This is a genomic window from Lentzea sp. NPDC060358, from assembly GCF_042725365.1.
Taxonomy (GTDB): domain Bacteria; phylum Actinomycetota; class Actinomycetes; order Mycobacteriales; family Pseudonocardiaceae; genus Lentzea.
The window spans coordinates 1-13,963 of sequence record NZ_JBHXCW010000012.1 but is presented as its reverse complement, the minus strand read 5'-3'; the positions used below and the strand labels follow the sequence as shown (position 1 = coordinate 13,963).

At 71.2% G+C, this 13,963-nt stretch carries 18 protein-coding genes; 5 read left to right on the top strand and 13 right to left on the bottom strand.

Annotated elements, in window-relative coordinates:
- Positions 1-5: 5 nt before the first annotated feature.
- The 5 genes from ACFWGZ_RS04375 to thyX all read right to left on the bottom strand — a co-directional run bounded on the left by ACFWGZ_RS04375 (position 6) and on the right by thyX (position 3,684).
- Positions 6-617, bottom strand: a complete 612-nt coding sequence (locus ACFWGZ_RS04375) for a TIGR03085 family metal-binding protein (protein ID WP_382450030.1) — start codon at positions 615-617, stop codon at positions 6-8.
- 25 nt (positions 618-642) lie between these two features.
- Positions 643-1,056, bottom strand: coding sequence for a hypothetical protein (locus tag ACFWGZ_RS04370; RefSeq protein ID WP_382450029.1), 414 nt, complete (start codon positions 1,054-1,056; stop codon positions 643-645).
- 3 nt (positions 1,057-1,059) lie between these two features.
- Complete coding sequence (locus ACFWGZ_RS04365) at positions 1,060-2,502, bottom strand: serine/threonine-protein kinase (RefSeq protein WP_382450028.1); 1,443 nt, start codon at positions 2,500-2,502, stop codon at positions 1,060-1,062.
- Between the two features lie 71 nt (positions 2,503-2,573).
- A complete protein-coding gene (locus ACFWGZ_RS04360) occupies positions 2,574-2,975 on the bottom strand; it encodes an ACT domain-containing protein (RefSeq protein ID WP_382450027.1) in 402 nt (133 codons plus the stop codon).
- Positions 2,976-2,979: 4 nt separating this feature from the next.
- Complete coding sequence (thyX, locus tag ACFWGZ_RS04355) at positions 2,980-3,684, bottom strand: FAD-dependent thymidylate synthase (protein ID WP_382450026.1); 705 nt, start codon at positions 3,682-3,684, stop codon at positions 2,980-2,982.
- A gap of 67 nt (positions 3,685-3,751) precedes the next feature.
- Between thyX and ACFWGZ_RS04350 the strand changes: the two genes are divergently transcribed.
- Positions 3,752-4,267: a toxin-antitoxin system HicB family antitoxin gene (locus ACFWGZ_RS04350; protein WP_382450025.1), complete on the top strand. Its 516-nt coding sequence runs from the start codon at positions 3,752-3,754 to the stop codon at positions 4,265-4,267.
- A 5-nt stretch (positions 4,268-4,272) separates the two neighbouring features.
- Positions 4,273-5,193, top strand: a complete 921-nt coding sequence (locus ACFWGZ_RS04345) for a DUF4097 domain-containing protein (RefSeq protein ID WP_382450024.1) — start codon at positions 4,273-4,275, stop codon at positions 5,191-5,193.
- Positions 5,194-5,222: 29 nt separating this feature from the next.
- Here the strand turns inward: ACFWGZ_RS04345 and ACFWGZ_RS04340 are convergent, their stop codons facing one another.
- From ACFWGZ_RS04340 to ACFWGZ_RS04330, 3 genes are read right to left on the bottom strand one after another with little or no spacing between them, the layout of a single operon-like run.
- Positions 5,223-5,717 carry a hypothetical protein gene (locus ACFWGZ_RS04340; protein ID WP_382450023.1) on the bottom strand — a complete coding sequence of 165 codons (495 nt, stop codon included), beginning with the start codon at positions 5,715-5,717 and terminating at the stop codon, positions 5,223-5,225.
- 18 nt (positions 5,718-5,735) lie between these two features.
- Positions 5,736-6,344: a TetR family transcriptional regulator gene (locus tag ACFWGZ_RS04335; RefSeq protein WP_382450022.1), complete on the bottom strand. Its 609-nt coding sequence runs from the start codon at positions 6,342-6,344 to the stop codon at positions 5,736-5,738.
- Positions 6,345-6,349: 5 nt separating this feature from the next.
- Entirely contained in the window at positions 6,350-7,333 is a 984-nt protein-coding gene (locus ACFWGZ_RS04330) for an aldo/keto reductase (protein ID WP_382450021.1), read from the bottom strand.
- Positions 7,334-7,463: 130 nt separating this feature from the next.
- Between ACFWGZ_RS04330 and ACFWGZ_RS04325 the strand changes: the two genes are divergently transcribed.
- The gene (locus tag ACFWGZ_RS04325) at positions 7,464-8,006 is read left to right on the top strand and encodes a helix-turn-helix domain-containing protein (protein ID WP_382450020.1); all 543 of its coding nucleotides are present in this window, start codon (positions 7,464-7,466) and stop codon (positions 8,004-8,006) included.
- The gene (locus ACFWGZ_RS04320) at positions 8,003-8,875 is read left to right on the top strand and encodes an SRPBCC domain-containing protein (protein WP_382450019.1); all 873 of its coding nucleotides are present in this window, start codon (positions 8,003-8,005) and stop codon (positions 8,873-8,875) included. The genes ACFWGZ_RS04325 and ACFWGZ_RS04320 overlap by 4 nt, the downstream gene beginning before the upstream one ends.
- A 178-nt stretch (positions 8,876-9,053) precedes the next feature.
- Here the strand turns inward: ACFWGZ_RS04320 and ACFWGZ_RS04315 are convergent, their stop codons facing one another.
- Positions 9,054-9,560, bottom strand: coding sequence for a hypothetical protein (locus ACFWGZ_RS04315; RefSeq protein ID WP_382450018.1), 507 nt, complete (start codon positions 9,558-9,560; stop codon positions 9,054-9,056).
- A 21-nt stretch (positions 9,561-9,581) separates the two neighbouring features.
- On the bottom strand, positions 9,582-10,124 hold the full coding sequence (locus ACFWGZ_RS04310) for a GNAT family N-acetyltransferase (RefSeq protein WP_382450017.1): 543 nt from the start codon (positions 10,122-10,124) through the stop codon (positions 9,582-9,584).
- A gap of 70 nt (positions 10,125-10,194) precedes the next feature.
- On the opposite strand from ACFWGZ_RS04310, the gene ACFWGZ_RS04305 reads away from it, so the two are divergent.
- Entirely contained in the window at positions 10,195-11,400 is a 1,206-nt protein-coding gene (locus tag ACFWGZ_RS04305; protein ID WP_382450079.1) for a winged helix-turn-helix domain-containing protein, read from the top strand.
- 33 nt (positions 11,401-11,433) lie between these two features.
- Here the strand turns inward: ACFWGZ_RS04305 and ACFWGZ_RS04300 are convergent, their stop codons facing one another.
- The 3 genes from ACFWGZ_RS04300 to ACFWGZ_RS04290 are packed head-to-tail and all read right to left on the bottom strand — an operon-like array spanning position 11,434 to position 13,939.
- Complete coding sequence (locus tag ACFWGZ_RS04300) at positions 11,434-11,871, bottom strand: hypothetical protein (RefSeq protein ID WP_382450016.1); 438 nt, start codon at positions 11,869-11,871, stop codon at positions 11,434-11,436.
- Positions 11,868-12,605: a 4-hydroxy-tetrahydrodipicolinate reductase gene (gene dapB / locus ACFWGZ_RS04295; RefSeq protein ID WP_382450015.1), complete on the bottom strand. Its 738-nt coding sequence runs from the start codon at positions 12,603-12,605 to the stop codon at positions 11,868-11,870. Before dapB ends, ACFWGZ_RS04300 begins: the two co-directional genes overlap by 4 nt.
- Positions 12,602-13,939: a M16 family metallopeptidase gene (locus ACFWGZ_RS04290; RefSeq protein WP_382450078.1), complete on the bottom strand. Its 1,338-nt coding sequence runs from the start codon at positions 13,937-13,939 to the stop codon at positions 12,602-12,604. The genes dapB and ACFWGZ_RS04290 overlap by 4 nt, the downstream gene beginning before the upstream one ends.
- Positions 13,940-13,963: the final 24 nt, after the last annotated feature.

Genomic DNA, 13,963 nt, shown 5'->3' with positions numbered 1-13,963 from the left:
CGAGTTCAGACACTTCGGTTCAACGACCGCACCCGTTGCACCGCGTCGGCGTCACCGCTGTAGTCCACCCTCGCCTCGTCGCGGCCGAACGCGAGCATGACGAGCTCCGCCACCTCGCCCGTGACCACGACGCCGTTCGCCCCCTGCTTCGCGACCAGGTGCTCGCCGTCGGGCCGGACCAGGGTCACGCCCACGGGCGACGACTTGTACGTCATGCGCGCGGTGACCGGCAGCGACTTCCACAGCACGGCCTCGCGGCGGGCGTCGTGCGGCCGCGGCTCCCAGCCGGCCCGGGCGCGGCGCACGTCCTCGTGGTGCACGAAGAACTCGACGGTGTTCATCAGGTCGTCGATCGGCTTGATCCAGAACGGCGGCGTGCGCACGAGGTCGAGGAGCTCGCTCCACGCCTTGTGCGCGTAGTCGCCCTGGACCTTGTCCGTCCACTTCGCGAGCGGCGGCAGGAAGATGCCGGGCACGGTGTCCGGGCGCCGTTCGCGGATCGCGAGGTGGGCGGCGAGGTCCTTGGTCAGCCACGTGCCGCACAGCGTGGGCGCGTCGGGGCCGAGCTCGGTCATGAGGTCGACGAGCGCCTTGCGTTCGTCAAGGGCAAGACTCACGACCCCATTCCACCACAACCGGCGCTCACGCCTCGTTCGGCCGGTAGCAGGCGGTGAACCCGGTCGGCTTGGAGGAGCTGTCGGCGAGCAGCTTGACGACCTGGTCGCGCTTGAGGTTCTCCGGGTAGCCCGGCCAGTCCGGTTCCTGCCCGTTCACGTGCAACTCGTCGAGCCAGTAGCCCGACTGCCCGGAGACCTTGGCCATCTCGAGGTCGCAGCCCTTGACCCGGACCACCACCTCGATGATCTTCTCCGAGGACTTGACCGTGCGCTTGCCGACCTTCTTGGACTTCTTCTCCTTCTCCGTGCTCGGCTCGCCGGGGCTGCTGAACCCGGCGGCCTTGAGCTCGGTGACGAACTTGTCCTCGTTGCTGGCGCACGCCGTGAGGGCGGCCATGCTGCCGAGAACCACCAACGCGGAGATGATCCGTCGCTTCACGTTTCAGCTGTCCTTCTTGGCACTGATGGTGCCGTCGAGTTTGCTGCCGTCCTTGGCGGAGGCGATGCACCAGATCTTGCGTTCGGCGCTGCCGCTCTTGTCCTTGCGCCACGCGTTCTCGCCGGGGATGAGCGTGGTGAGCTTGAGCTTCGCGCCGTCCTTGACGAACTCCGAGTTGAGCGTCATCTCGCAGCGGGAGACGCCGAGGCTCGTCAGCGACTTCTGACCGGGGTAGGCGGCGTCGGGGTAGTTCGACGCGACGGGCAGCGTGTCGATCGCGTCGAACACCTCGAAGTCGTGCGGCTTGTCGCACTCCTCGCGGCTGTCCGTGTTGAGCAGCTTGGCCGGCGCGACCTCGCCGAGGCCGCAGGTGTTCTCGTACATGGCGAACACCGGGACCTGGCCGCCCTCGCCGTAGGTCAGCGCCTGGCTGTCGCTGCCGCCGGGGGCGGTGAACGCCCGGTGGGCGAAGATGCCGCCGGTGAACGCGGCGGCGGCGATCACCGCCGCGGCGACCAGCGCGAGGACGCGGTTGCGCTTCTTCTTCGCCGGGTCGGCCGCGGCGGGGGCCTGCCGGTACTGCTGGGTCTGCACGGGCGAGACGCCGGTGGGCGGCGTCGGCTGGTTGCCGATGCTGCCGAGCATCGCGCGGGCCTGCGGGCCGGAGAGCCGGGCGTTCGGGTCGGCGATCAGCAGACCGGTGATCACAGCGCCGAGGACGCCGGTGGCGCGGGTCAGCCGCGGCGTCTCGCTCATGATCGCGTGCAGCGTCGAGGCCGTGGAGGAGCGCTCGAACGGGCTCCAGCCCTCGACGGCGTAGCAGAGGGTGGCGCCCAGCGCCCACAGGTCGGACGCGGGACCGGCCTCGTGGCCGTGGATGCGCTCCGGCGACATGTAGGCGGGCGAGCCGATGAGGCTGCCGCTGGTCGTGAGGCGCGGGTCGTCGACGGCCTGGGCGATGCCGAAGTCGGTGAGCTTGACCTTGCCGTCCGGGCGGACCATCAGGTTGCCGGGCTTCACGTCGCGGTGCACGATCCCGGCCGCGTGCGCGGTCTCCAGCGCCGACAGCGCCTGCAGCGCGATCGACACGACCTGGTTGGGCGGCATCGGGCCGTGGGTGCTGATCAACGTCGACAGCGTCGCCGCCTCGACCAGCTCCATGATGATGTACGTCGTGCCGTTCTCGTTGATGGCGTCGTACACCGTCACGACGGCGGGGTCGTTCAGCTTCCCGGCGGTGCGCGCCTCACGCAGCGCGCGCTCCTCGAGGATGCGGCGTTCCTCGTGCGCGAGGCCGTCCGGCAGGTGCAGTTCCTTGACCGCGACGAAGCGACCGATGTGCCGGTCCTGGGCACGCCACACGATGCCCATGCCGCCGCGGCCGAGCTCGGCCACCAGGGCGTACCTGCCCGCGATGACGCGCGGTTCGACTGCCTGTCCGTGCACCGTGTGCTCTCCTACTACCGGGAACCGAGGGCATGACGGTACTTGAGACCCGCCAACCGGAGGATCGGTTCCTAGGCTTCCGGCGCTACAGCCAGTTCGTGACCTGCGGCACGCAGCGCCACCACGGCGCGGCCGAGGTCGGTCTGCTTCACGAGCAGGTGGTCGGTGTCGTAAGTGGACAGCGCGAACAGCGAGACGCCGGCGGCCGCCAGCTCCCCCGCCAGCGCGGCCATGATGCCGGTGAGCGTGAACTCGAGCGGGCCGCGCACGGTGAGCAGCCGCCAGCCCTTCTCCTCGCCGCCACCGCCGGCGGCGAACGACGAGGGCGCGATGACGGACAGCTCGTCCGGGGTCCTGGTGACCGACACGAGCACGTCGGTGAGGTCGAGCAGCCCGGCGGGGACTGCGGCGTCCGGCGCCAGGCGCGTGACCGTGTACTCGCCGGGACGGACGTCGACGATGAGCCGCTTCATGTGCTCAGCCTTCAACCACCAGTGGGCTGGAGGCAACTTCGGTGCCGTCCGGGAGTGTCGAGACGACGAAGTCCGCGAACGCGTTCGGCGCCGCCTTCACCAGCTCGCGCAGGCAGGCCACGGCGAGCTCGCGCAGCTCGACGTTGATGTGCTCGGTCGCGCGCATCGCGATGAAGTGCCGCCACGACCGGTAGTTGCCCGTCACGACGATCTCGGTGCCCGTGGCGTTGGGCAGCACGGACCGGGCGATCTGCCGCGCGCGGCGGCCGTTGACGGTCTTCTCCAGGCTGTGCACGAGGTCCTCGTAGGCCCGCAGGCTCGCCTCGGTCGCGGCGGTGAACCGGGCGTGCAGCTCGGGGTCCTGGGCGATCAGCGCCGGCTCGACGACGTCGGTCGGGTCGGTGCGCTGGGAGAGCTGCGAGTAGGAGAAGTGCCGGTGCCGGATCAGCTCGTGGGTGAGCGAGCGGGGCAGCTCGGTCAGGTAGAGCGTCGCGCTGCCGTGCTCGAACGCGGCGAGGTGGCCCACGTCGAGCAGGTGGTGCAGGAAGGTCGCGTTGGTGTTGGTCATCGGGTTCGCGCGGTCCCACGACTGGTAGCAGGCGCGACCGGCGAACTCGACGAGTGCGGCGCCGCCGTCCGCGTCGGTCGTCCACGGCACGTCGTCCGGCGGGATGAACTCGGTCTTGGCCACCAAACGCACTCTCGGCATGGCTCGACAGTAGCTCCGACACCACGTGGCGGTTGCACGATGTCGTCGGTGACGTCATAGTGGTGTCATGGACCTGTCGCCGTACATCGCGTCACTGCGCGAGGACCTGGCGACGGCCGCGTCTGCGGGGGACGAGAACACCCGCCGAACGGCCGCCGCGTTGTCCGCAGCGCTCGAGCCAGCCGCGCGACTGGCGATCATGAACGCACTGTCCGACCTGGCCGCGGAGGTCACCGCCTCCCTGGACGGCCAGGTCGTGGACGTTCGCCTGTCCGGTCGTGACGTCCAGGTGGTCGTCACGGGATCGGCCGAACCGGAGCCGGAGCCCGCCCCGCGTCACGAGGTGCCGCCGTTTGGCGCAGGTGACGCCACGGGTGACATCAGCCGCATCACGCTGCGCATGATCAACGAGCTCAAGTCGAAGGCCGAGGCCGCCGCGGCGGCGCAGGGCGTGTCGCTGAACTCGTTCATCCAGCAGGCCGTGGGGGGCGCGGTGCACGGCAAGCACAAGCATCAGGGGCACAAGGGGTGGAGCGGGACGACGGGCTCCGGCTCGCGCGTCCGCGGATGGGTGCAGGGGTGAGCGGGATGACCGGACCGGGGGAAGAGACGGGACCGGCCGCGCAGCCGGGCGTCGTGCGGCAGCAGAGCTTCGAGCTCGAGGGTGTCGCCGAGATCGACATCTCGCTGATCAGCGGGCGGGTGCAGGTGAACCTGACCCACGAGCCGGGCGTGCACGTCGAGGTGCGGCACGACCCCGCCGCGGGCAACACCTGGACCGAGGGCCTGTCCAGCGTGCTGAGCTGGGTCAGCGGCCAGTTCGGCGACAAGGCGGCGCCTGCTGCGGCGGGTCCGGAGGAGGCCGTGCGCGAGGCCCGCGTCGAACTGCTGGGCAACCGCTTGCGCATCGAGTCGTCGAAGGCGCTGCCGTTGCGCGCGGTGCCGTTGTCCGTGGTGGTGTCGGCACCCGTCGGGTCGCACGTGTCCTCGCGGACCGGTGCGGCCGACGTGCTGGTGACGGGCGGCGCGGGCCGGCTCGACCTGACCACCGGCACGGGCAGCGTGTCCGCGGACCGGGCGACCGGCGAGGCGAAGGTGAGCTCGGGCGCGGGCACCGTCCGGCTCGGCACGATGCTGGGCGCGCTCAAGGCCAAGACTGGCGGGGGCGACGTCGAGGTGTCGTCGCTCGCCGGCGGCACGAACACGGTCGTCACCGGCACCGGCGACGTCTGGCTGGGCGCGGTGCAGGGCAACGTCCAGGTGCGCACCGGCAGCGGCGACCTGACCGTCGCCGACGCCGCCTCCGGCGAGATCCAGCTGGGCACGGGCTCCGGGCACATCCGCGTCGGCATCCGCCAGGGCACGCTCGCGCGGATCGACCTGGTGTCCACCTCCGGCACCGCCCGCAGCGACTTCGACGTCTCGGCCGAGCCGCTGGGCGACGCCGCGCTGACGGTCACGGGCCGCACCGGCAGCGGCAACGCCCTGGTGACCGCGGCCTCGAACTGACCGGGGGTCGGGTGGGACGACGCCCCCGGTCAGGGCTCCTGGAACGGCTTGGAGCCACCGGGGACGTCGTCGGGGAAGATCGGGCACCGGACCTCGCCGGTGAGGAACTTCCGGAGGAAGCTCGAGAACGTCCCGTCGTAGGACCAGCTCCGCCGCAGGTCCGTGATCACCACGGTCCACTCGTCCGGCTCGCCGCGGGTGTACCAGAGGCAGTGCTCGTCGTTGACCGTGACGCCCCACGGCAGCAGGCCCGGCGACTCCGGGTGCACGCGCAGGCCGGGCTGGCGGCGCAGGGACCGCAGCAGCTGGGGCGCCTGCGTCATCCAGTTCAGGAACCCGGCGCGCGCGGTCGGGTGCAGGATCCTGACGTACCCGCCGACGATCAGCGGCGGGTACGCCTCGGCGAGGTGCACGTAGTCCGACGGCAGCGCCGTGCCCAGCCGGCCCCGGACCGCGGCCCAGTCGACCGGGTCGGGACGCCGTTCCGGCGCTCCCAGCAGATCGATCCACTCGTCAGGCGGCACCGTTCACCTCCGTGACCCTCAAGCATCGCCTGTGGCACTCGGAACTCGGTTGTACCGCAGTCCATCCACCACGAGTGAGACCACGGCGTCGAACTGGGCCTGGATGTGAGGATTCCCCCACTCCCGGGCGTGAGCCGGGTGGTGGAACATCTGCGTCGCGTCCCACACGGCCTGGGCCGTCCCGCCCACGTCGTCCGTCGCGAACTCCCCCTCGTCCACGCCGGCCGAGATGATGCTCGCGAGCAGTCCCACCAGGTGCTCGACGTGGTACTCGACGACGCCGCTGCTCTCGTTGACGAGCGTCTTGTACGTCGTGAACAGCTCCAGGTCCTCGGCGTGCGAGCTCCGCTTGCGGTCGAAGAGCTTCTGCAGCCAGGCCCGGAGCATCTCGGCGGCGGTGAGCCCCTCGCCGAACGCGGGCGCCATCTGCTCGTGGATCGTGTCGAGCCAGCGCCTGGTCACCGCCTCCCGCAGGGCGGCCTTGGTCGCGAAGTGGCGGTAGACGCTGCCGTGGCTGACCCCGAGCGCCTTGGCGACGTCGACCACCGTCGCCTTGGCGGGCCCGTACCTGCGCAGCACCTCTTCGGTCGCCACGAGGATCGCCTCCGCGGTCAACGCCTCCGCCACTGCACTCACCTCTCGCTGTCGAGCATCGCCATCTGCTGCTCGGGGTACCGCGTGCCCGCGGCCGCACCGACGGGGACGACGTCCTCGATCTCCCGCAGCTCCCCCTCGGTGAACGTCACGTCGACGGCACCGAGCGCCTCCTCAAGCCTCGCACGCTTGGTCGTGCCGACCAGAGGCACCACGTCCTCGCCGCGCGAGGCCACCCACGCGATCGCGAGCTGCGCGACCGTGACGCCCTTGGCCTGCGCGATCTCGCGGAGCTTGTCGACGAGCGCGTGGTTGCGGGCCAGGTTGTCGCCCTGGAACCGGGGCGTGTGGCCGCGGTAGTCGCCCTCCCCGAGGGTGAGCGGCGCGGAGGAGATCAGGCCGCGCGAGAGCACGCCGTACGCGGTGATGCTGATGCCCAGCTCACGGGTGGTCTGCAGGATCTCGCGCTCGACGCCCCGCTCCAGCAGGCCGTACTCGATCTGCAGGTCGGCGATCGGGTGGACGGCGTGGGCGCGGCGGATGGTCTCGGCGCCGACCTCGCTCAGGCCGATGTGCCGGACCCGGCCCTTCTCGACCTGCTCGGCGATGGCGCCGATGGTGTCCTCGATCGGCACGGCCGGGTCGAGCCGGGCCGGCCGGTAGACGTCGACGTGGTCGGTGCCGAGCCGCTGCAGCGAGTAGGCGAGGAAGTTCGCCACCGCGACCGGCCGGGTGTCGAACCCGATGAACGCGCCGTCGGCGTCGCGCATGCCGCCGAACTTCACGCTGAGCTGCACCTCGTCCCGGCGCCCCTTGATCGCCTCCGCGACGAGCAGTTCGTTGTGGCCCTGCCCGTAGAAGTCGCCGGTGTCGAGGAGCGTGACGCCCGCGTCGACGGCGGCGTGGATCGTCGCGATGCTCTCGTCGCGGTCGGCCGGGCCGTAGGCGTTGGACATGCCCATGCAGCCCAGGCCGAGGGCGGACACGACCGGACCGGTGGCGCCGAGCTGACGCTTCTGCATTTCGAACCCCTTCGTCGTCTTCGGTGGACTCCAGCCTGCCCGATCGAATGACAGATTTCAATATCTGTCAGTCAGCTAACTGTCAGTACCATTGACAAAAAAGTTCTGAACGTTCAAAGTATTTTTTGCGATGAGAGACGTGATCTACCTGGACCGGATGGAGCAGGCCGAGACCCTGCTCAAGCCGCAGCGCGTGGAGGTGCTGCGGCAGCTCGCCGCGCCGCGGTCGTGCACCGAGGTCGCCGAGGTGCTCGACCAAACGCCGCAACGCGTGCACTACCACGTGAAACAGCTGGTCAAGGCCGGGCTGGCCGCCCAGGTCGCCGAGCGGAGGGTGCGCGGCGTCCAGGAAGGCCTCTACCAGGCCGTGGCGCGGTCGTACTGGCTCTCGCCCCGGCTCGTCGGCCGGATCGGGTCGCGCGACGAGCTGGCGCTGGGCCACCTCGTCGACCTCGCCGAGCAGGTGCAGGCCGACGTGGCCGCGCTGGACCGGTCGAGCGAGCTGCCCTCCGTGGGCGTGTCCGGCGAGATCCGGGTGCGCCCGCAGGACCGGGCCGAGTTCCTGGCCGAGCTGCAGAACACCCTCCAGGACCTCTTCACCAGATACGGCGGCGCGGAAGGGGATGCGTTCCGCATCGCGCTCGCCTGCTACCCCAAGGGAGAAGACCGATGAGCACCACCACCGGAACCGTCCGCGTCCGCACCTCCGCCGACCCCGCCCGCGTGTACCGGGCACTCACCACCGAGGGGGACCTCCGCACGTGGCTGGCCGAACACGCGTGCGTCGACCTGGAGGGCGGTGAGTACGAGTTCTGGGGGCGCTACACACCGGAGGGCGAGCGCGGCCGGCAGAAGCTCTTGGAAGCGACTTCTTCTTCGGTGCGCTTCTCGTGGCTGCTGTTCGGCACCGAGTACACGGTCGAGCTCGCCGTGGAGGAACGCGACGGCGAGACGATCGTCGCCGCGACGCAGTCGCCGTACCCGAACTGGGGCCAGGGCGAGGACCGGGACGAGGTCCTCCAGACGTTCTGGCCGCTGGTGCTGGGCAACCTGGTCGAGCTCGTCGAGGGGCGCCCCGTGCTGGGGCTGTGCGACTTCACCTCCGCCGAGCAGCGGTTCGAGTTCGACGTCGCGGCCCCGCCCGCGGCCGTGGTCGACGCGCTGACCGACCCCGCCAAGTTCGCGCGCTGGTTCGGCGCCCGCATGGAGATCGAGCCGCACGTCGGCGGCCGGTGGTCGATGGCCAGCATCGAGGACGACGAGGCTCCCGCGAAGGTCGTCGCGCTCGACGAGGAGCACTTCGCGCTCGAGTTCCCCGGCGGCATGGTGTCCTCATGGGAGCTGAAGGGTTCGGAGGGCAAGACGCGGCTGACGTTCGTGCAGAGCGGCTTCGACCCGGCGGAACCGCCCTACGGCCCGTGGCTGGGCTGGCTGTCCGGGTTCGCGGACCTGCGCCGCATGCTCGAGCTGCCGGACTGGCGCCCGATGTGGCACTCCTACGACATCCCCGGCCTGCCCGACGGGGTGCTCGTCCTCGAATGATCGGGCGCTGAGCCACCGGGTGAGAGCCAGATCATCCGGCTCTCACCCGTTCGCGCCTGGCTTTCGCCGGGCCGACATCGCTACCTTCGGGGCCGTGCTGGAGTCAGCCCGGATAGCGGTAGCCGCGGTACTGGTCGCCTTCTCCGTGACGGCGGCGATCATCTTCAACTACTAGGCACTACATCCACGCCATCACGATGGCCGGTGACGCCGCGAGGACGCTGAACCTCGCGAAGCGCCCGACCATGCCGGTGGCGACGAACATCAGGGTGGACATGCCCGCCAGGCCGGCGAGCACGCTCGTCGCCATGAACGGCGGCACCCCCACCAGCGCGCTCACCCCGTGCGTGCCGGCCATCCAGTTCGGGTGGGCGCGGCACTTCGCGTGGATCCACTCGCCCCACCGGTGCATCCGCGTGCCGGGCCCGATCCAGCGCGCGAGCTTCGAGGGCTTCTCGCTCGGCTTGCGGCGCAGGAACCCCGGCAGGTGGATGTCGCCGCGGGCGGCGTAGAAGTAGAGGAGCTTGCCCAGCACCTGGCCGACCGCGACCGAGAGGCCGACGATCCAGAACGACGTGTCCGGCCAGCGCGCGCACAGCCCCAGGACGAACATCTCGATGCTGATCAAGGGGACGATCGCCGAGCCGAGTGCGACCCCGAAGGTGAGGCCGATCAAGGCGAGCACCCGGCCGAGGCTACACACTTCTCACGGGTCGAGTCGGACGATCAGGTCGCCGGACACCCTGATCTCGCGCAACGGGCGCCCGCCCGCGTCCAGCGTGCGCACCGTGCCGTCCCCCGCCCAGCCGAGCCGTTCGTAGAAGTTCCGCGACGCCTTGTCGGCTTCGGGCACCCACGCGATGCCGCGCGTCGCACCGGTCTCCGCGAGCCTGCGCGCCGCCTCGGCCACGAGCCGCGTGCCGTGGCCGCGCCGCCCCCACCTCGGTTCGACGAGAACGCTGAGCAGCGCCGTCGTGGCCGCGTCCGCGGGCAGCGAGCCGTCCGCGCCGGCCACCTCGTCGTCGGGGGCCTTGCTGGCGACGACGAAGCCGACCGTCCACTCCCCCTCGACCGCCTTGAGCACCGCTCCCTGCCGGACCGCGAGCGCCCACGCCTCGTCCGCGTCGAGCGTGTCGAGGACCTCCGCGGGGAGCAGTTCGGCATAGGCGAGCCGCCACGTCTCGCGGTGGATGCGGACGATCTCCGCGAGATCAGCAGCGGTGGCGGGGTGCACGCCGGCGTCGGCCATGAGCGCACCCTATCGACGCCGCCCCGCGGAATTGTCGGGGGTGCGTGGCAGCATCGCACCCGTGCAGACGATGAGTGCGGACGTGGCCCGTCGAATCGCCCTGGGAGCGCAGGGTTTCACCGACGCCCGGCCGGCGACACCGACCCGCAGGCACCTGCAACGCGTCCTGTCCCGCGTGCAGCTGCTGCAGATCGACTCGGTCAACGTGGCCGTGCGCGCGCACTACATGCCGCTGTTCTCCCGCCTGGGCTCCTACGCGCCGTCGCTGCTCGACGAGGCCGCGTGGACGCACTCGTCGCGCAAACCCCGCCTGCTCGTGGAGACGTGGGCGCACGAGGCCTCCCTCGTCCCGGTGCCCGACTGGCCGCTGTTCCACTCGGGCGCGAAGAGGCGCGGCTGGTGGCAGAACTACCAGACGATCCTCGACCGCTCCCCCCAGCTGGTCGACGACGTGCTGGCCGCGGTGCGGGAGCTGGGCCCGATCGGCGCCGGCGCGCTGGAGAAGGCCCTGATGGGCGACACGGGCCGCGCGAAGGGCCCGTGGTGGGACTGGTCGGAGGTCAAGCGCATCTGCGAGGTCCTGTTCGGCGTCGGCATCCTGACCACGGGCACCCGCCGCTCGTTCGAGCGCCTCTACGACCTGACCGAGCGCGTCCTGCCGGCCGAGGTGCTGGCCCAGAGGTGGGACCCGGACTCCGGCGCCCGCGAACTGGTCCGGCGCTCCGCGGTGGCCCTGGGCGTGGCCACCGAACCGGACCTGCGCGACTACTACCGCCTGGACCCGCGCCGCTCCCAGGCCGCGGTGGCGTCCCTGGTGGAGGAGGGCGTGCTGGAACCGGTGGCCGTCGAGGGCTGGCGCGCCGCCGCCTACCGGCACGTGTCCGCGGCGGCACCGCGGCGAGTGCGGGGCCGCGCGCTGCTGTGCCCGTTCGACCCGCTGATCTGGGAACGGGCGCGGACCGAGCGGATCTTCGGGTTCCGCTACCGCATCGAGATCTACGTGCCGGAGCCGAAGCGGGTGCACGGCTACTACGTGTTCCCGTTCCTGCTGGACGGCCGCCTGGTGGGCCGCGTGGACCTGAAGGCCGATCGTGCGGCGGGGGTGCTGCGGGTGCAGTCCGCGTGGGCCGAGCCGGGTGTGGACCGCGGGCGGGTGGCGGTCGAGCTCGCGGGCGAGCTGGCGCACATGGCCGAGTGGCTGGGGCTGGAGGAGGTGCTGGTGGTGCAGAAGGGGGACCTGGCGGCGGACCTGATCTCGGCGGTGCTCGCCGGATAGCGAAAACCCCAGGCCGATGGCCTGGGGTTGTGTTCACGACCGCAGCTCGATCGCTTTGCGCATCGTCTCGCGCGCCCGCCCGCGGTCCCCCGCCACGTCGTAGGCGTAGGCCAGCCGGAACCAGCCCCGCCAGTCGTCCGGCGCGGCCTCCACCTCGGCCCGCCGCTCCTCGAACCACGAGTCCGCGGCCTCCCGGTCGACCCGGCCGGACGGCCGGCGCGGCAGGTGCGAGACGTCGGGCAGCAGGCCGTCCGCCTCCAGTTCGCGCGCCATCTTCTCGGTCTCCCACCCGAACCGCAGGTTCGAGTACACGAGCCAGACCCCGATCAGCGGCAGGATCAGCACACCCACGCCCAGCAGCACGCCGACCACCTCACCGGTCTGCAGCAGGGCGATCGCGCGGCCTGCGAGCAGGACGAAGTAGACCGCGAGAGCCGCGATCAGCACCCCGACGGTGATGCGGACCTTCACAGGTCGAGGTACTCGTCGAGACCGACCGCGAGACCGGGGCGACCCACGATCTCCCGCACGCCCAGGACCACGCCGGGCATGAACGACGTGCGGTGCAACGAGTCCTGGCGGATCGTCAGGGTCTCGCTCTCGCCGCCGAACACGACCTCCTGGTGCGCGATCATCCCGGAGATGCGCAGCGAGTGGACCCGCACGCCGTCCACGACGGCACCGCGGGCACCGGGCTCCTCCTGCGTGGTCGCGTCGGGCATCGGGTCCATGCCGGAGCGCGCCGCCGCGATCAGGCGGGCGGTGTGCGCGGCCGTGCCCGAGGGCGCGTCGGCCTTGCGCGGGTGGTGCAGCTCGATGATCTCGGCCGACTCGTAGTAGCGGGCCGCGATCTCCGAGAAGCGCATCAGCAGCACGGCGCCGATGCCGAAGTTCGGCGCGATCAGCACGCCGACGTCCGGCCGTCCCTCGAGCAACGCCCCCACGGCGGCGATCTTCTCCGCGTCGAACCCGGAAGTGCCCACGACGCAGTGGATTCCGGCGCCGACGCAGAACTCCAGGTTGCCCATCACCACGTCGGGGTGCGTGAAGTCGACGACCACCTGCACGCCGGCGTCGACCAGCGCGGACAACGGGTCGTCGGCGTCGATCGCCGCCACGACCTCCATGTCCTTCGCGGCCTCGACCGCGCGGACCACCTCGGAACCCATGCGGCCCCGCGCGCCGAGAACTCCGACGCGAATCATGCAATCACCTCGTGTACCTGGTCCGGCAGATCGTCGGCGTGATCGTAAGGGCCGACCACGGCCGCGGCGACGGGACGGCGCAGCAGATCACGTGCGAGCAGCGCCACTTCCTCCGCCGACACCTCGTCGATGCGCGCCAGGGTCGCTTCCACGCTCAGGTGGTCGCCGTAGTTCAGCTCCGACTTGCCGATGCGCGACATCCGGGAGCTGGTGTCCTCCAGGCCCAGCACCAGCGCACCGCGCAGCTGCCCCTTGCCGCGCGCCACCTCCGCGTCCGACAGGCCGCCGCGCGCCACGTCCACGAGCACCTCGCGGATCACCCCGGCGGTCTCGCCCAGCCGGTCCGGCTGGCAGCCCGCGTAGACCGAGAACGTGCCGGTGTCCGCGTACAGGCCGACGGACGAGTACACCTGGTACGCGAGGCCCCGCCGTTCGCGGACCTCCTGGAACAGCCGCGAGCTCATGCCGCCGCCGATCGCCGCGTTCAGCACGTTCAGCGCGAACCGGCGCTCGTCGTGGCGGTCGAGGCCCTTCATGCCGAGCATCAGGTGCGCCTGCTCGGTGTCGTCGGTGTGCAGCACCAGCTTGCGGGCGTCGGCGATGCGCGCACGACCCGTTCGCGGGGCCACCGCGCTGCCCTCCCGCGACAGCCGGTCGCCGATCGCCTTGCGCACCAGGCGCATCACCTGCGCGTGCTCGATGTTGCCCGCGACGGCGAACACCATGCGCGGCAACGCGTAGCGCTTCTTGTAGAACGAGAACAGCGCGTCGCGGTCCATGTCCTGGATGGACTTCTCGGTCCCCAGCACCGGGCGGCCCAGCGCGTGCCCGCCGAACAACGCCTCGATGAACGCGTCGTGCAGCAGGTCTTCCGGGTCGTCGTCGCGCATCGCGATCTCCTCGAGCACGACACCGCGTTCGGTCTCGAAGTCGCGAGGACCGCAGATCGCCTCGAACACCACGTCGGAGACCAGGTCCACCGCGAGCGGCAGGTCCTCGTCCAGGACGTGCGCGTAGTAGCAGGTGTGCTCCTTGGCGGTGAACGCGTTCAGCTCGCCGCCGACCGCGTCGATCTCCTCCGCGATGGCCGCCGCCGTCCGCCGCGCGGTTCCCTTGAACAGCAGGTGTTCCAGGTAGTGCGCGGCACCGGCGACCTCGGGCCGCTCGTCGCGCGAGCCGACCTGCACCCACAGCCCGACCGACGCGGACCGCACGCCGGGGATGCGCTCGGTGATGACCCGCAGGCCCGACGGCAGCATGCTGCGCCGCACCTCGGACCCCGCGGAGGCCTCCAGCACGCGCGTGCTGCCCGGCTTCTGCAGGTGTCCCGGCACACCGGTACGCGGACGGCCGCGGGT

Bases quoted from the DNA above. Each gene is read 5' to 3' on its own strand.
- ACFWGZ_RS04350 (WP_382450025.1), top strand. From the start codon at position 3,752: ATGGACCTGTCGCCGTACATCGCGTCACTGCGCGAGGACCTGGCGACG.
- ACFWGZ_RS04345 (WP_382450024.1), top strand. From the start codon at position 4,273: ATGACCGGACCGGGGGAAGAGACGGGACCGGCCGCGCAGCCGGGCGTC.
- ACFWGZ_RS04330 (WP_382450021.1), bottom strand. From the start codon at position 7,333: ATGCAGAAGCGTCAGCTCGGCGCCACCGGTCCGGTCGTGTCCGCCCTC.
- ACFWGZ_RS04320 (WP_382450019.1), top strand. From the start codon at position 8,003: ATGAGCACCACCACCGGAACCGTCCGCGTCCGCACCTCCGCCGACCCC.
- ACFWGZ_RS04310 (WP_382450017.1), bottom strand. From the start codon at position 10,124: ATGGCCGACGCCGGCGTGCACCCCGCCACCGCTGCTGATCTCGCGGAG.
- ACFWGZ_RS04360 (WP_382450027.1), bottom strand. From the start codon at position 2,975: ATGAAGCGGCTCATCGTCGACGTCCGTCCCGGCGAGTACACGGTCACG.
- ACFWGZ_RS04305 (WP_382450079.1), top strand. From the start codon at position 10,195: ATGAGTGCGGACGTGGCCCGTCGAATCGCCCTGGGAGCGCAGGGTTTC.
- thyX (WP_382450026.1), bottom strand. From the start codon at position 3,684: ATGCCGAGAGTGCGTTTGGTGGCCAAGACCGAGTTCATCCCGCCGGAC.
- ACFWGZ_RS04325 (WP_382450020.1), top strand. From the start codon at position 7,464: ATGAGAGACGTGATCTACCTGGACCGGATGGAGCAGGCCGAGACCCTG.
- dapB (WP_382450015.1), bottom strand. From the start codon at position 12,605: ATGATTCGCGTCGGAGTTCTCGGCGCGCGGGGCCGCATGGGTTCCGAG.